Raw genomic sequence first — 14,342 nt, 5'->3', positions numbered from 1 at the left:
AACATGCGGACCGCGTTCAGTCCTGAGCCAGCACGCCCCGGCGGATCTGGTCGCGCTCGATGGACTCGAACAGTGCCTTGAAGTTGCCTTCGCCGAAGCCCTCGTCGCCTTTGCGCTGGATGAATTCGAAGAACACCGGCCCCAACAGCGTCTCGGAGAATATCTGCAATAGCAGGCGGCGCTGCCCGCCCTCGCTGGAGCCATCGAGAAGAATGCCGCGCGCCTTGAGCTCATCGGCCGGCTCGCCATGCCCCGGCAGGCGCTCTTCGAGCATTTCGTAGTAGGTGTCCGGCGGTGGCGACATGAAGCGCATGCCCAGCGCCTTGAGGGCGTCCCAGGTGCGCAGCAGGTCGTCGGTAAAGAACGCGACGTGCTGGATGCCTTCGCCGTTGAACTGCATGAGGAACTCTTCGATCTGCCCGGCGCCTCGGGAAGACTCCTCGTTCAGCGGAATGCGGATCAGGCCATCCGGAGCGGTCATGGCCCGGGAGGTCAGGCCGGTGTACTCGCCCTTGATGTCGAAGTAGCGCAGTTCGCGGAAGTTGAACAGTTTCTCGTAGAAACCGGCCCAGTAGGCCATGCGCCCGCGGTACACGTTGTGAGTGAGGTGGTCGATGAACTTCAGCCCGGCGCCGACCGGGTGGCGGTCGACCCCTTCGATGAAGTTGAAGTCGATGTCGTAGATGGACGTGCCCTCGCCGAAGCGGTCGATGAGGTACAGCGGCGCCCCGCCGATTCCACGGATCGCCGGCAGGCGCAGTTCCATCGGGCCAGTGGGAATTTCCAGCGGCTGAGCGCCCAGTTCCAGGGCGCGCCGGTAGGCATGGTGGGCATCCTTGACGCGGAACGCCATGCCACACACCGACGGGCCGTGCTCGGCGGCGAAGTACCAGGCCAGGCTGTGGGGTTCGTGGTTGACGATCAGGTTGATGTCACCCTGGCGATACAGGGTCACGGCCTTGGAGCGGTGGGTGGCCACCTGGGTGAAGCCCAGGCAGTGCAGCACCGGCTCGAGCACGCCTGGAGTGGGAGCGGCAAGCTCGATGAATTCGAAGCCCATCAGCCCCATCGGGTTGTCGTACAGATCAGCCATGGTCTGGCTCCTTGCAGGAAAGTGAGAACGGCGGGTAACCGGAATCAGCTTTCCAGCGGCGGCGCACAGGAAATCCCGCGCACGCTACGCGCGAGAAAATCCCCGATGAGCAACTGCAAGGCACCTGTCTTCATGCCTCCAGACTAGCCCGGCTTGTCCGGGCGTGCATGAAAAATGCTGGCCCAGCCGCTATGCTGCCAGACCCGGAGGCGCTCCCCCGGCCTTCTACCCCCGCCGAAACAAGGACCCCGCATGAAAAGCAAAGCCGTGCTGACCCAGACCGAAACCAGTCAGATCCTCGCTGCCGCCCGGCAGGAAGCCCTGGCCAACGCCTGGGCGGTGTCCATCGCCATCGTCGATGACGGCGGCCACCTGCTGGCCTTCGAACGCCTGGACGGTGCCAGCCCGATCAGCAGCTACATCAGCATGGAAAAGGCCCGCACGTCGGCACTCGGCCGTCGCGAGTCCAAGGGTTACGAAGAAATGGTCAACGGCGGCCGCACCGCCTTCCTCAGCGCCCCGCTGCTCACCTCGCTGGAAGGCGGCGTGCCAGTGATCGTCGATGGCCAGGTGATCGCCGCCGTGGGGGTGTCCGGGGTGCGTTCAGACCAGGACGCGCAGGTCGCCAAGGTGGGTATCGCCGCGCTGAACACCGACTGACAGGCCCTGACGCGCACCGCAGCCAGGCTGTGGCGGATGCCGCCTTCAGGATTGCCATCCACGGACAACCCTCAAGGATCCGCCCATGACGGACTACATCACCCGGCACCGTCTCAAGGTCGCCACAGCACTGCAACGTTTCATTGACGACCAGGTCTTGCCGGGCACTGGACTGCACGCCGAGGCCTTCTGGGAAGGCTTCGCCGATCTGGTCCATGAGCTGGCCCCGCTGAGCCGCGACCTGCTCGCCGAGCGCGAACGCCTGGCGGCGCTCTTGAATGACTGGACAGCGGCCAACCCGGCACCACGCGACCCCGGTGCATGGCGCGACTGGCTCATCGAGTGCGGCTACCTGCACTCGCCCCCTGCGCAGGTACGCGTCAGTTCGGCGAATCTGGACCTGGAAATCAGCGACCTGGCCGGTCCCCAACTGCTGGTAGAAGGCACCGACCGCGCGGCCCTGCTCGACGCCCAGCAGGCACGCTGGGGCTCGCTTTACGATGCGCTGTACCAAAGCGACGCCGACCAGCACAGAGCGCCCGCGACCTCTGCGCATGACCCCCAGCGCCTGGCCCGCGTGGTGGTGCAGGTGCGCGAATTGCTCGACCGCTTCGTGCCCCTGGCGGTGGGCAGCCATATCGATGCCCGGCGCTACCGGGTGCGTCAGGGCCAATTGAGCGTCAGGCTGGCACGCGGCGAAGAAACCGCGCTGCGCTCCCCGGAGCACTACCTGGGCCACCGGGGCAACCCGGACCAGCCCGACGCTGTGCTGCTCCGGCACCACGGCCTGCACCTGGAACTGCGCTTCGACCCACAGAGCCCGGCCGGCGGCGGCGACATCGCGACCCTCGCCGACGTGCGCCTGGAAACGGCGCTGACCGCCCTGGTGGACATCACTGACCCGCTGCCGACTGTGGATGCAGCCGGCCCGCTCAAGACCTACGGCAACTGGCTGGCGCTGATGACCGATACCCTTGCCAGCGAGCCATCGACCAAGGACAGGGCCAGGCCGGTGCCGGCCCATGACCTGCGCTACCAGGGCAGCGCCGGTGGCGAGCTGCTACTGCCAGCCCGGCCGCTGCTGGCGCTGCACGTCAATGCCCTGCAGGTGAATGGCCCGGCGCTGCTCGATGTGCAGGGCAACCCGGTCAGCCAGCTGATCGTCGATGCAACGCTGGGCAGCCTGATCGGCCTGCATGACCGACAACGCCGGGGCAATTCACGTACCGGCAGCCTCTACCTCAACGTTCCGAACCTGCAAGGTTGCCAGGAAGCGGCCTTCGTCCAGCTGTTGTGCCAGCGTATCGAGACCCTCCTTGAGCTGCCGGAGTACACGCTCAAGCTGGGCCTGGTCGACGAGCACTGGCGCACCAGCCTCAACCTCGAAGCCTGCCTGCAGGCCATCGCGCCGCGCCTGGCCCTGCTGCGCGGCCCACTGGAGCACGCCCGGCCCGCGGCGCAATGCCCGGCCTGGCAGGCGACCGCCACCCAACGTCGCCGCGCCGTGGCAATGGCCTGCGGACTGCGTGGGCGTGTGCAGCTCGGGGTCGGGCCGTGGTCGCCGTTGCAGCCCGACGAACGCCGCCAGGCGCTGCACGACGGCATCGGCACGGGACTGGTCGACACGCCACTGGCGGCGACCCTGCATGCCCTGGATTATCACGAGGTCGATGTACGCGAGCGGCAGGCCGGCCTGGAATCGCAAGCGTGGGCAGAACGCTGCACACACCTGCTGCAGAATCTGCTCGACCAGACTCCGGAATGAACCCGCACGCCGGCGGCTGCCGGTAGAATCGCCGCGACGATCACGCGACAGGAGCGGCGATGGACAAGTTGCTGGCGATACGGATGTTCATCGAGACGGTGGACGCCCAGGGGTTTTCTGCTGCGGCGCGCAAGCTGGGCCTGGCCACTTCCTCGGTCAGCCGCGCCGTCGATGCCTTGGAGCATGACCTGGGGGCCACCCTGCTCAACCGCTCGACGCGGCAGATCTCGGTCACCGAAGCCGGTGCGCGCTATTACCAGAAAGCCCGCCGGGTCCTGGACGACCTGGCCGACGCCGATGCCCAGGTTTCCGATCGGGGCAGCGAGCCGGTGGGCCGTTTGCGGGTCTGCGTACCCGTGGAGTTCGGGCGCCAGCGCATTGCGCCGCATCTGGGGCGCTGGTTGGCGCGCTACCCGGCACTGGAGCTGGACCTGAGCCTCAGTGACCGCCTGGACGATCTGCTCGACGGACGCTTCGACGTGGCCATTCGCCTCGGCGCTGCGGCATCCGATGCCGATATGGTGTGCCGCCCGCTGGGCGAGTTTCGCCGCTGGGTGGTGGCCAGCCCCGCCTACCTGGCCAGTCGGGGGATACCGCAGACCCCACAAGAACTGGCCGGCCATGAGTGCCTGCGCTTCAACTACGCCTCGACGCGCCCGCTGTGGCGCTTCAATCAGCCCGGCGGTCAGGTGGAGGTGGCGGTACAGGGGCGACTGTGCAGCGACAATGCCGATGTGCTGCGCCAAGCCATTCTGGATGGCCTGGGCCTCGCGCTGCTGGCTGACTGGCTGGTGGCAGCGGACGTTGCCGCCGGGCGGCTAGTGCGCGTACTCGACGACTGGGAATGCGGACCTGAGCATGCCCGGAGCCAGATCAACGCGCTGTACCTGCCGAATCATCGCGGCTCACGGCGAGTCGGCGCCTTCATGGAATTCCTCGAAGGACTGCTCAACGAGGCACCGCGCTGAGCAGTTTTGCGTTTTTCACAACGATGCATTGCCTGGAAAGATAATTCTCTAAAAATTTCGCAAAACTTAATCTGAGCCGGTTCCTTACCCTGCGGAGAACCGCCATGAGCCTTACCCTCGCCCATTCACCTGCGCCGGCACTGTCACGCTGGCTGGTGACCCTGTTCGCCTTCTGCTGCGGCGCCATCGTCGCCAATATCTACTATGCACAACCCATCGTTGGCCTGATCGCCGCGCAACTGGGCCTGGGCCCGTCCAGCGCCAGCCTGATCGTCTCGCTGACCCAGATCGGCTACGCCGCCGGCCTGCTGCTGCTCGTCCCTCTGGCCGATCTGCTGGAAAATCGTCGCCTGATGATCGGCGCGTCACTGGCCGCAGCGCTGTGCCTGCTACTGGCCGGCACCACCGAGCACGGTAGCGTGTTCCTGGCCCTGTCCCTGGCGCTGGGATTCAGTTCCGTAGCGGTACAGATGCTGGTACCACTGGCCGCGCACATGGCCCCCGAAGAAAGCCGCGGGCAGGTGGTCGGCACCATCATGGGCGGTCTGTTGCTCGGCATTCTGCTGGCCCGCCCTCTCTCCAGCCTGGTGGCCGATCACCTGGGCTGGCGCATGGTGTTCATCGGCGCCGCCGCGCTGATGCTGGGCATCGTCGTGCTGCTGGCGGTGCTGGTGCCACCGAGAATGCCGAGCCACCGTGCCAGCTATGCACAGCTGATGAGTTCGCTACTGGGCCTGCTGCGCCGCCACCCACGGCTGCGTCAGCGTTCGGTGTACCAGGCGCTGATGTTTGCGGCCTTCAGCCTGTTCTGGACCGCCGTCCCGCTGGAGCTGATGCACAGCCATGGACTGAGCCAGAGCCAGATCGCCCTCTTCGCCCTCGTCGGTGCGATAGGTGCCATCGCAGCGCCTATCGCTGGGCGTCTGGCCGACGCCGGGCATACCCGGCGTGCCTCGCAACTGGCCATGGGCTTGGCGCCCCTGGCCCTGCTGCTGGGCCTCTGGCAGCCCGGCACCAGCGTCATTGGCCTGGCGCTGACCGGGATCCTGCTGGACTTTGCCGTGCAGATGAACATGGTCCTGGGACAACGCGAGGTCTACGGCCTGGATGCGGCCAGTCGCGGGCGCCTCAACGCTCTGTACATGACCAGCATTTTCATCGGCGGCGCCGGTGGCTCGGCGCTGGCCGGCCTGCTGTACCAACAGTTCGCCTGGAGCGGCATCGCCGCCGTCGGCGCTGTCCTTCCTGCCCTGGCGCTGCTGCTGTTCAACCGCGACCTGCGCGGTGCTGCAAGTTGCTGAACGACCGCTCAGGAGCTTTCCCGCACCACCAGTTCGAACCCCAGATCCACTTGGCTCTGGGTCGGCTGCTCGTCGAGCAGCGCCAGGAGCATCTGCGCCGCGCGCTGGCCGACCGACTCGCGCGGGGTACGGATCGAGGTCAGGCGCGGGATCATGTGCGCCGACCCGGGCAGGTCGTTGAAGCCGACCAGCGACACCTGCTGCGGCACGCTGATACCCAGGCGCAATGCCTCGAGTGCCGCGCCCTGGGCCAGGTCGTCGTTGCAGAAGAACACGCCATCCACGTCCGGATGCTGCGCCAGCAAGCGGGCGAACAGCTCGCAACCCAGGCCGATAGAGGACGGTCGAGGCGACATCAGGTGCAGGGCCGGATCGTCCAGCCCCGCGTCGGCGAGCACCTGGCGAAAACCGCTGCCGCGCTGCAGCACACGCGGATCGAGCTGCGCGGCGATGTAAGCCAGGCGCCTGCGGCCACGGCCCAGCAGATGGCGCGCCGCTGCGGCACCGGCCTGCTGCTGCGAAAAGCCCACGCAATGCGCCTGCTCGCTGGCATCGAGTTCCATCATGTGTACACAGGGAATCGCGCTGTCGGTCAGCAACTGGCGTGACACCGAGGTGTGATCCAGGCCAGTGAGCAGGATGCCGCGCGGCCGGTTGACCATGTAATTGCGCAGCAGCTTCTCTTCTTCCTGCGGATCGTAGTGGTAGTTGCCGATCACCACTTCCAGGCCGCGAGGGCGCAAGACGTTCTGGATGGCTTCCAGCGTCTCGATGAACAACTGGTTGGACAGTGACGGCACCAGCACCACCACCGTCGGGCTGCTCGACGAAGCCAGCGCACGGGCTGCGGGATTGGCCACATAGCCCAGTCGCTGTGCGGCGGCGCGAACCTTGTCGACCAGTTCCGGGGCCACCGTGGCGATACCGCGTAATGCCCTGGAAGCCGTGATGGGGGAAACGCCGGCCTGTTGCGCCACTTCATTGAGGGTCGGGCGGCCGGTAGAGCGGGAACCAATACGTGCCATGCGTTGCCAACTGAACGGAGGGGGTTGCCAGGGAAATGGGCCAGGCACTAAGGTAGCGCTGTCCCATTCCTGCTGGCAATGTCTGCCTGACCCGGCTTGCCACGTCCATCGAGTGATGGCGACCCGCGACCCCAATACAACGACAAGAGCTGAAGCACCGCAGCAGACTTTGTTCAAATCGGCAAAGACAGCGCTGTCTTCAGAAAAGGTGGCAACAGTGAACAAGGCTCCATCGAACATATCCGCCCTGGTGGTGATGGGCGTCTCCGGCTGCGGCAAGAGCGAAGTCGGCAGCCAGATCGCCCGTCATACCGGCAGCCGCCTGATCGAAGGCGACGCATTCCACCCACCGGCCAATATCGAAAAGATGAGCGCCGGCATCCCCCTCGACGACACCGACCGCGCCGGCTGGCTGACCCGCCTGGGTGAAGAACTGGCCGCCGCCGTAGCGCGGGGTGAACGACCGATACTGGCCTGCTCGGCGCTCAAACGCAGTTATCGGCAACTGCTGCGCGACGCGGTACCCGAGCTGGGTTTCGTGTTCCTTGAACTGCCGGTGGAAGTCGCCCGGCAACGTTGCGCCAGCCGCCAAGGGCACTTCATGCCGGCCAGCCTGGTGGACAGCCAGTTCGCCACCCTGGAGCCGCCCCATGATGAACCGCGAACGCTGTGCGTGGACGCCACCCTGACTCTCGACACGCTGGGCCGCAAGGCGGTCGAGTGGTGGCGGGCGCACTGGCCGCAGTAAAGCGCTGCCTGTGAAAGACAGCGCTATCTTTTAGTGAACATCCGCTTCGGCGGTCGCTCCATAGAACAATGACAATTGGAGAATACCCATGTTCGGTTTGACCCATGAGACCTACCTGCTGCTCGACGCCCTGGTCACTGTCGTCGGCCTGGTTCTGCTGATCACCCAATTCAAGGTGCACCCTTTCATCGCCCTGACCGTGGCAGCCGGCTTCCTTGGCCTGACCTCCGGCATGCCGGTGGAAAAAGTCATGAAGTCCTTCCAGGACGGCTTCGGCGGCGTGCTGGGCTTCGTTGGCATCATCCTCGGGCTGGGCACCATGCTCGGCAAGCTGATGGCCGACTCCGGCGGCGCCGACCAGATCGCCCAGACCCTGATCCGTACCTTCGGTAAACAGAGGGTGCACTGGGCGATGATGTTTTCCGCCTTTCTGGTGGGCATCCCGCTGTTCTTCGAAATCGGCTTCGTGCTGCTGATTCCGCTGGTCTACATCGTCGCCCGACGCACCGGCATTTCCATCATCCGCATCGGCATCCCACTGTTGGCAGGCCTCTCGGCGGTACATGGCCTGGTCCCTCCGCATCCAGGCCCGCTGCTGGCCATTGGCGTGTTCGGTGCCGACATCGGCAAGACCATCTTCTACGGTCTTCTGGTCGCCCTGCCGACGGCGATCATCGCCGGGCCGCTGTACGGCATGTGGATCTCCAAGCGCATTCCCGGCAGTCCTTCGGCCGAGCTGATGGCGCAGATCGGCAAGGAGTCCACGGCGCAGAACCTGCCCGGTTTCGGCATCACCCTGGTGACCATCCTGCTGCCCGTGGTGCTGATGCTGCTCAAGACCTTCGCCGACGTAGTGCTGCCTGAAGGCAGCCTGTTCCGAACCTGGATGGACTTCATCGGCCACCCGATCACCGCGCTGCTCGCGGCCCTGCTCCTGGCGTTCTACACCTTTGGTGCAGCCCGCGGCTTCGATCGTGGGCAGATCATGAAACTGCTCGACCAGAGCCTGACCCCGGTCGCAGCCATCGTGCTGATCGTCGGTGCCGGCGGCGGCTTCAAGCAGATGCTGGTGGCCAGCGGCGTGGGTGACGTGATCGGCCATATGGCCGTCCAGGCGCAGCTCAACCCCATCCTGCTCGCCTGGCTGGTCGCCGCAGTGATCCGCATCGCCACCGGCTCGGCCACCGTGGCGACCATCACCGGCGCCGGCATCGTCGCCCCGGTGGTGGGGCTGATTCCAGGGGTCAATCGCGAACTGCTGGTACTGGCGACGGGCGCCGGCTCGTTGATTCTTTCCCATGTCAACGACGCCGGGTTCTGGCTGGTCAAGCAGTACTTCAACATGACCGTCACCGAAACCTTCAAGACCTGGACCGTGATGGAAACCATCCTGTCGGTGGTCGGCATCATCTTCATCATGCTGCTGTCGATCGTGGTCTGAGCGCATCCCCCACTCGTGCGGCCTGACACGCCGTGCGAGCCTGCCGCGCGCCAGGGTGACCCGACCCAGCCCCGCCAGACAGCGCGCCGGCGCCTTCCAGCCAATCCCCCGCCCTTCTTGCCCCACGCTTTCCTACAGCGCCTTACTCGCTTTCATTTGAAATATGAGAAAGCTAAGGCAATGCTTCCAGAATCCGCCTACTCTCTGGATCAGCAAGGGACTACTTTTTGAAGCAGAACGTCCTACACGCAACTAAAACGGGTTTATCAGGTCAATGAGGATCCAATCGAGTCTTTTTCAGCCTTTTGCCAGTAAATCCGGGCATTTGCGCGACAAAACGGGCAGAATTGGCAAGCTCGTCACGTGTTGATGCAAATCAAGGTGACAGAAACATGAACCGAGGGAATTAAATTCACCGCTGCAACGTCGTATCGATGGAAGCATTTTGATGCACTCGGCAACAATCACCACGCAAAGGCACATGCCAGCCTCTTGAAAGAGGCGTCAAGAGAGGCCATCAAGGAAAAGATTATGTTGATACTCACCCGCAAAGTAGGCGAAAGCATAAACATCGGTGACGACATCACCGTCACCATTCTTGGTGTTCAAGGGCTGCAAGTCCGCCTGGGCATCAACGCCCCAAAGAATGTTTCCGTGCATCGCGAAGAAATCTACAAGCGTATCCAGGCAGAACTGGCGCCCAACCAGAACTCCCAATAATTCCTGCTGCCCCTCGATTCGTGCGGCCCCACCTTTGCCCAGGGCCGTCCCACGGCGCCCTTCGCGGCGCCGTTTTCATTGTCGCCTCCATTGGTCATTCCACCTGAACGCCAAGCCGCGCGGTTCAGTCCACTTCCCGTGCCCGCCCCGAAATAAGCAGTGAGCCGAGCATTCCATCCGCCAAGAACACGGAGAATGACCATGGCAACTCCACAATACGGGGCGTCGGGCGGTGATGACCGCACCACCGGCGCGCCTCTCGAAGATCATTTCGACGATACCCCCTCTACTGGCAGCGAGGCCGACGGCCTGGCCCAGTATGTCGATGAACTGGCCCAAAGCATCGCGCAGCTGGCCGACGACCTGCGCGGGCAGAACGCCGACCAGGCGCTGCAGCAGGCGGGCAACCTGGCCAGAGACAACCCGGCCAAACTGCTGCTGGCCAGCCTGGCGCTGGGCTTCGGGCTTTCCCGGGTCTTCGCCGGCGACCGTCAGGCCGACCCGTTCGCCCAAGCCGAGCCGAGCAACTTCGGCGTAGCACCCGCGCCAGGTCTGAACGGACACCCCGATGAAGCCGCGCAAGGCATGCAAGGAGCCTGACCATGAGCGATATTCCACAAAAGCCCGGCACCGACGGCGATGCCTCGGTCATCGGGCTGGTCGGGCAGTTGTTCCACGAGGTGCCGCTGCTGGTCGCCAAGGAGATCGCGCTGGCCAAGGCCGAGTTGCGCGAGTCGCTGCAGTCGGCGCGTCAAGGGGCCAGGACCATGGCCGCCGGCCTGATGTTCATGCAGGCCGGTCTGGTCATCCTGCTGTTGGTGATCGTGCAGATTCTCGCCTGGTTCGTGGCGGTCTGGCTGGCCGCCCTGATTGTCGGGGTCGCTGCGCTGATCGCCGGCATGCTCATGCTCAAGGCCGGCAACCGTCGCCTGGATGCCGCCAACCTGACGCCTGAGCGCACCGCCCAGGCACTCAACAAGGACAAGGACGTGATCAGGAGAAAAGCATCATGACTAGCAATGACCGCTCCGACAGCCCTGAGCAATTGCAGCGCGAAGTCGACGAGCAGCGCTCCAGCATCGACCAGATAGTCGATGCTCTGGAGAAGAAGATGTCCCCTGGACAATGGGTGGATCAGACCCTCGCCTATGTACGCGACAACGGCGGAGAGTTCGCCGGCAACCTGGGCAGCAGCGTACGCCGCAACCCCTTGCCAGCCGTACTGATGTCGGTGAGCCTGGCCTGGTTGATGCTGGGCCAGCAACGCAGTGGCGCCACTACGCCGCAGTCGGGCGACGGGGCGTCCGGCGGCCTGGACGGCCTGAAGGATAAGCTGCAGGACACCGCCTCGACCCTGAAGGACAAGGCCGGTCGCCTGGGCGACCTGAAGCTGGGCGAACAAGGCCAGCGCCTGCAGCTCGGGCTTTCCAGCCTGGTGCACCAGCAGCCCCTGGTGCTGGCGGGCGTAGCCCTGGCCCTGGGCGCGGCCATCGGCCAGAACCTGCCGCCGGTGGAACGGCAATGGTCCAGGCCGGCGCAGGGACATTCGGCGCCGGGCAGCGTACCTTCGGCATCGGGTACGGCACCTTCAACCTCGGGCACCGCACCTTCAACCTCGGGCACCACCCTCTGAGCGAAGCAGCGGCCTTGCCGGCAAGGCCGCTGCCGACCGGTCACTGCAGCCCGTGCAGTCGCTCGACGATCCGGTCCTTGACCAGCAGACGATGCTCCTTGAGCTTTTTCAGGGCTTCATCACCTATGCCACCCGCCACGCCCTTCTCGGCCTCCAGCACCTCGGAATCGGCCTGCTGGTAATCATCGAGCAACTGCTGCAGACGCGTATCGCTCCTGCCATGTGCCAGCACTTCTTCCTTGCTCAGGTGCAAGTCCGCGAACAGATCATGTTTGACAGGCATGGATCGGGCCTCCATCGGGAATAGGAAACAGCGAAGGCGCTGCTCGAATGGCGAGCAACGCTGGGTGTACTGCACCCTAATGGTAGCAGCGCCCCACCGATAGGCTGTTTGTGCCCAGCCAGCGCGACGCCCGAACAAAAAAACGCACGGGCCAGCCGTGCGTAAAGGAGGGGACTGCCGGGAGAAATGGCCTCAGGCTTCGCGGCTCAGGCCGGGCAACAGCAGCCGCATGTTTTCATCCAGGGTCTGTACCAGCGAATGGCGCGCCGACACCGGCTGGCGGGTAAAGCGCTGCAGGCGCGCCTGCACGGCCTGGATCACCGCCAGGCTGGCATCATGGTGAAATTGCCATACGCCATAGATGCGTCCTTCGAAGGACGCCTCGCTGCCCAGTTTGGGGTCCGCCGCCAGGCCTGCGCCGATACCGAACAAGTACAGTCCATCGAGCCGCCGCCCATCCTGGTCCAGCGGGCAGCCTTGGGCGTCCGAATCCAGCCCGCCATGCGCCTGACGCAAATGGATCGGCGTAGCGTCTTCGTGCCGCAGGGTCGGCAGCACCGGCTGGTAACCCGTGCACTGGATCACCGCACCTGATTCGGCCAGCCATTGTGCGGCGTGGTTGCCGGCCTCGACGCCGCCATCCTGCAGCTGTACGCGGCAGATCTTCACACCGGTCTTGCCGACCCGCTGGTTGAGCAGCACTTCGCGACCGATCTCCTGGGCCCGGTAGCGCAACCCGCCAGAGCGATTGATACGCCCCGACACCGGACATACATCCTGCTGCGGGTCGAAACGATAGTTCGCCTCGCGAGCCTGCTCGGCGCTCTCATAGAACAGGCGGATCGGCGTGCGATGGATCAGCGTCAGCTCCTGCAAACCGCCGAACTCCAGGGCATCGGCAAGGTTCTCCAACACCGAAAAGGCACTGTGCGAACCGCCCACCACCGTGACACGCTGCCCGGCATCGACGACCGGCATCAATTGCTCACGAATCTGCACCGCGCTCATGCGCAACAGGTCGTCAGAGCCAATGACACGAGCGCCGGGCGGCACTTGCAGGCGGTATTGCGCCAGCGCGTCGAACAGCTGCCCGGGTTCCTGGCGGCCTCCCAGGTTGAGCACCAGGGCACGGCAATGGATACGCCGCTCGAAGCCCGCGGTGTCGACCTGCAAGCACAAGCCGCCCGGTTGCCAGGTGACGGCGGTGAGCGTCGTGCTGTGCCAGATCCTCACCCCGTAGCGCTGGACGATATGGCGCAGCACCAGGCGATGGGCCTCGCTCATCAACTCACCGACCTCCGCCAGCGGTGGTGCGCTGTCCGCCTGCCGACGGATGCGCCAATAGGCCGGCGAATACTCCAGAGGCTCGAAAATTGCCGCCAGGCGGGGGTCGCGCAGGCAATCGATGAACACATCGCCCACCGAATTGGCGGTGATGCGGTACTGCCCCAGGCTGCCGATGCCCGCTTCGGGCGCTGCATCGATGACCATCAGCCCCTGGCTGGCGATCTGTTCGAGGGCGCCGGTCTTCAGGGCGTTGAACAGGAAACCCATGCCTGCCAAGCCGGCGCCGCCCACCACGCAGCCACACTCAATGTGTAAATGATCTTCGAACATGATTTGGCTTCCTTGACCTGCTGTTGGAACGGCACGTGGCAACGCCTGCCTCGATTATTGAAATAAGCGGACATATTCAGGCGTGCAGGAAAGTGCAAGTTGAATAAGTGAATGAATGCGTTTGTTCATTAAAAACAACAGCACATGAAACGCGCACGTGAGCGGAACACCACGTTGATTGAAAGGCCGTAAGCGGCACACCCTTGATAAGGCCGGGCGACAAAAAGCTGATGATCGGACAGGCTACCGCCCGCTTCTGACAAGAAGCCGACGCGGAGGATCAAAGAATAGGTAATAGCGTGTTACGAAGGGAATAAGCGCACTGACAGCAATAATGTTTGCAAAGGTTTTCAACGCTGTCAAACCCGCTCGGCAGCTACCCGAAAACCGCTTGGAAACGCCATAACAGGCAGAACGTCGGGCAACCCCGCAGAACATCTGCAATTGGGGCAATTTTCTTCCAGCGATGGACGCTGCTTGATTCTTTCAATCGGCTTGGCGCGAGGTGTCGGCTATTTGACGATCCGCAGCCGACACCGCTGTGCCGGCCGCTTCAGTTGGCGTATCAGGCCAGGCGGGAGTAAACCTGAGGCTGCGCGACACTGACCAGTTCGTCACGCAGTTCGGCGACCAGATTGGAGATGTCCCGGCTGGAATTCAGACGCTCCAGGGAAATACCGGTGACCAACAGGTCGACCCGGCCAGTGCGAGGCTCGGCGATCTGTACGGTCATGGATTGGTCCGGGGCGATGGTACAGGTGCAATTGAGAGGCAGGAACGCCCCTTCTACGATGCTGCGTAGTTCGAGCGTAGAAAGTCCACAAGCGATCATTGGCTATCTCCTTATTTGCAAGCGCAACTATGCGATCCCGCGTGCGCCCACGCTTATTGGTGACTTGAGTAATTAAGCAAGCACTCCGCCTGCTCAAGGAATACCACCAGAAAACCGGTGATCTCCACCCCTTATACGCGTGACAACTACAGCAGGCAATCGACTTCAGACGTAACGGGCCGCTCGTCACCCGTTATCCGACGCAGGGCAATGAAAAAACGATTCACTGAATATTTAAAACAATTGATCTCGATCA

General features: G+C 64.0%; 15 protein-coding genes. 10 read left to right on the top strand and 5 right to left on the bottom strand.

Features of this window, described 5'->3' with window-relative positions; all coding sequences use genetic code 11:
• Positions 1-16: 16 nt before the first annotated feature.
• Positions 17-1,093 (bottom strand): 4-hydroxyphenylpyruvate dioxygenase, encoded by a 1,077-nt coding sequence (gene hppD, locus QZ497_RS16505; protein WP_295476866.1) that lies wholly within the window; start codon positions 1,091-1,093, stop codon positions 17-19.
• Positions 1,094-1,345: 252 nt separating this feature from the next.
• Between hppD and QZ497_RS16500 the strand changes: the two genes are divergently transcribed.
• The 4 genes from QZ497_RS16500 (at position 1,346) to QZ497_RS16485 (ending at position 5,787) form a co-directional block, all read left to right on the top strand.
• Positions 1,346-1,753: a heme-binding protein gene (locus QZ497_RS16500; protein ID WP_295476864.1), complete on the top strand. Its 408-nt coding sequence runs from the start codon at positions 1,346-1,348 to the stop codon at positions 1,751-1,753.
• An 85-nt stretch (positions 1,754-1,838) separates the two neighbouring features.
• Complete coding sequence (locus QZ497_RS16495) at positions 1,839-3,518, top strand: malate synthase G (protein ID WP_295476862.1); 1,680 nt, start codon at positions 1,839-1,841, stop codon at positions 3,516-3,518.
• A 59-nt stretch (positions 3,519-3,577) separates the two neighbouring features.
• The gene (locus QZ497_RS16490) at positions 3,578-4,486 is read left to right on the top strand and encodes a LysR family transcriptional regulator (RefSeq protein WP_295476860.1); all 909 of its coding nucleotides are present in this window, start codon (positions 3,578-3,580) and stop codon (positions 4,484-4,486) included.
• A 104-nt stretch (positions 4,487-4,590) separates the two neighbouring features.
• The gene (locus QZ497_RS16485; protein ID WP_295476858.1) at positions 4,591-5,787 is read left to right on the top strand and encodes an MFS transporter; all 1,197 of its coding nucleotides are present in this window, start codon (positions 4,591-4,593) and stop codon (positions 5,785-5,787) included.
• Positions 5,788-5,795: 8 nt separating this feature from the next.
• Here the strand turns inward: QZ497_RS16485 and QZ497_RS16480 are convergent, their stop codons facing one another.
• Complete coding sequence (locus QZ497_RS16480) at positions 5,796-6,812, bottom strand: LacI family DNA-binding transcriptional regulator (RefSeq protein WP_295476857.1); 1,017 nt, start codon at positions 6,810-6,812, stop codon at positions 5,796-5,798.
• Positions 6,813-7,068: 256 nt separating this feature from the next.
• Between QZ497_RS16480 and QZ497_RS16475 the strand changes: the two genes are divergently transcribed.
• From QZ497_RS16475 to QZ497_RS16450, 6 genes are all read left to right on the top strand, one after another.
• Positions 7,069-7,560, top strand: coding sequence for a gluconokinase (locus QZ497_RS16475; RefSeq protein WP_295476982.1), 492 nt, complete (start codon positions 7,069-7,071; stop codon positions 7,558-7,560).
• An 88-nt stretch (positions 7,561-7,648) separates the two neighbouring features.
• Positions 7,649-9,001 carry a GntP family permease gene (locus tag QZ497_RS16470; RefSeq protein WP_295476855.1) on the top strand — a complete coding sequence of 451 codons (1,353 nt, stop codon included), beginning with the start codon at positions 7,649-7,651 and terminating at the stop codon, positions 8,999-9,001.
• 531 nt (positions 9,002-9,532) lie between these two features.
• Positions 9,533-9,721: a carbon storage regulator CsrA gene (csrA, locus tag QZ497_RS16465; RefSeq protein ID WP_045489705.1), complete on the top strand. Its 189-nt coding sequence runs from the start codon at positions 9,533-9,535 to the stop codon at positions 9,719-9,721.
• A gap of 201 nt (positions 9,722-9,922) precedes the next feature.
• Positions 9,923-10,321, top strand: coding sequence for a hypothetical protein (locus tag QZ497_RS16460; RefSeq protein WP_295476852.1), 399 nt, complete (start codon positions 9,923-9,925; stop codon positions 10,319-10,321).
• Between the two features lie 2 nt (positions 10,322-10,323).
• Positions 10,324-10,734, top strand: coding sequence for a phage holin family protein (locus QZ497_RS16455; protein WP_295476850.1), 411 nt, complete (start codon positions 10,324-10,326; stop codon positions 10,732-10,734).
• The gene (locus tag QZ497_RS16450) at positions 10,731-11,354 is read left to right on the top strand and encodes a DUF3618 domain-containing protein (RefSeq protein ID WP_295476848.1); all 624 of its coding nucleotides are present in this window, start codon (positions 10,731-10,733) and stop codon (positions 11,352-11,354) included. The genes QZ497_RS16455 and QZ497_RS16450 overlap by 4 nt, the downstream gene beginning before the upstream one ends.
• 40 nt (positions 11,355-11,394) lie before the next feature.
• Here QZ497_RS16450 and QZ497_RS16445 read toward each other — a convergent pair whose 3' ends face one another.
• The 3 genes from QZ497_RS16445 to QZ497_RS16435 all read right to left on the bottom strand — a co-directional run bounded on the left by QZ497_RS16445 (position 11,395) and on the right by QZ497_RS16435 (position 14,086).
• Complete coding sequence (locus QZ497_RS16445; protein ID WP_295476846.1) at positions 11,395-11,637, bottom strand: DUF465 domain-containing protein; 243 nt, start codon at positions 11,635-11,637, stop codon at positions 11,395-11,397.
• Between the two features lie 192 nt (positions 11,638-11,829).
• Complete coding sequence (locus QZ497_RS16440; RefSeq protein ID WP_295476844.1) at positions 11,830-13,254, bottom strand: pyridine nucleotide-disulfide oxidoreductase; 1,425 nt, start codon at positions 13,252-13,254, stop codon at positions 11,830-11,832.
• A gap of 565 nt (positions 13,255-13,819) precedes the next feature.
• Positions 13,820-14,086: a DUF1652 domain-containing protein gene (locus QZ497_RS16435; protein ID WP_295476842.1), complete on the bottom strand. Its 267-nt coding sequence runs from the start codon at positions 14,084-14,086 to the stop codon at positions 13,820-13,822.
• Between the last annotated feature and the right edge of the window lie 256 nt (positions 14,087-14,342).

The organism is uncultured Pseudomonas sp. (assembly GCF_913777995.1).
In the GTDB taxonomy this organism is placed as follows: domain Bacteria; phylum Pseudomonadota; class Gammaproteobacteria; order Pseudomonadales; family Pseudomonadaceae; genus Aquipseudomonas.
This window is presented reverse-complemented; position numbering and strand designations above follow the sequence as displayed.

Bases quoted from the DNA above. Each gene is read 5' to 3' on its own strand.
- QZ497_RS16480 (WP_295476857.1), bottom strand. From the start codon at position 6,812: ATGGCACGTATTGGTTCCCGCTCTACCGGCCGCCCGACCCTCAATGAA.
- QZ497_RS16455 (WP_295476850.1), top strand. From the start codon at position 10,324: ATGAGCGATATTCCACAAAAGCCCGGCACCGACGGCGATGCCTCGGTC.
- QZ497_RS16475 (WP_295476982.1), top strand. From the start codon at position 7,069: ATGGGCGTCTCCGGCTGCGGCAAGAGCGAAGTCGGCAGCCAGATCGCC.
- QZ497_RS16470 (WP_295476855.1), top strand. From the start codon at position 7,649: ATGTTCGGTTTGACCCATGAGACCTACCTGCTGCTCGACGCCCTGGTC.
- csrA (WP_045489705.1), top strand. From the start codon at position 9,533: ATGTTGATACTCACCCGCAAAGTAGGCGAAAGCATAAACATCGGTGAC.
- QZ497_RS16440 (WP_295476844.1), bottom strand. From the start codon at position 13,254: ATGTTCGAAGATCATTTACACATTGAGTGTGGCTGCGTGGTGGGCGGC.
- QZ497_RS16460 (WP_295476852.1), top strand. From the start codon at position 9,923: ATGGCAACTCCACAATACGGGGCGTCGGGCGGTGATGACCGCACCACC.
- QZ497_RS16500 (WP_295476864.1), top strand. From the start codon at position 1,346: ATGAAAAGCAAAGCCGTGCTGACCCAGACCGAAACCAGTCAGATCCTC.
- QZ497_RS16445 (WP_295476846.1), bottom strand. From the start codon at position 11,637: ATGCCTGTCAAACATGATCTGTTCGCGGACTTGCACCTGAGCAAGGAA.
- QZ497_RS16450 (WP_295476848.1), top strand. From the start codon at position 10,731: ATGACTAGCAATGACCGCTCCGACAGCCCTGAGCAATTGCAGCGCGAA.
- QZ497_RS16490 (WP_295476860.1), top strand. From the start codon at position 3,578: ATGGACAAGTTGCTGGCGATACGGATGTTCATCGAGACGGTGGACGCC.
- QZ497_RS16435 (WP_295476842.1), bottom strand. From the start codon at position 14,086: ATGATCGCTTGTGGACTTTCTACGCTCGAACTACGCAGCATCGTAGAA.
- QZ497_RS16485 (WP_295476858.1), top strand. From the start codon at position 4,591: ATGAGCCTTACCCTCGCCCATTCACCTGCGCCGGCACTGTCACGCTGG.
- QZ497_RS16495 (WP_295476862.1), top strand. From the start codon at position 1,839: ATGACGGACTACATCACCCGGCACCGTCTCAAGGTCGCCACAGCACTG.
- hppD (WP_295476866.1), bottom strand. From the start codon at position 1,093: ATGGCTGATCTGTACGACAACCCGATGGGGCTGATGGGCTTCGAATTC.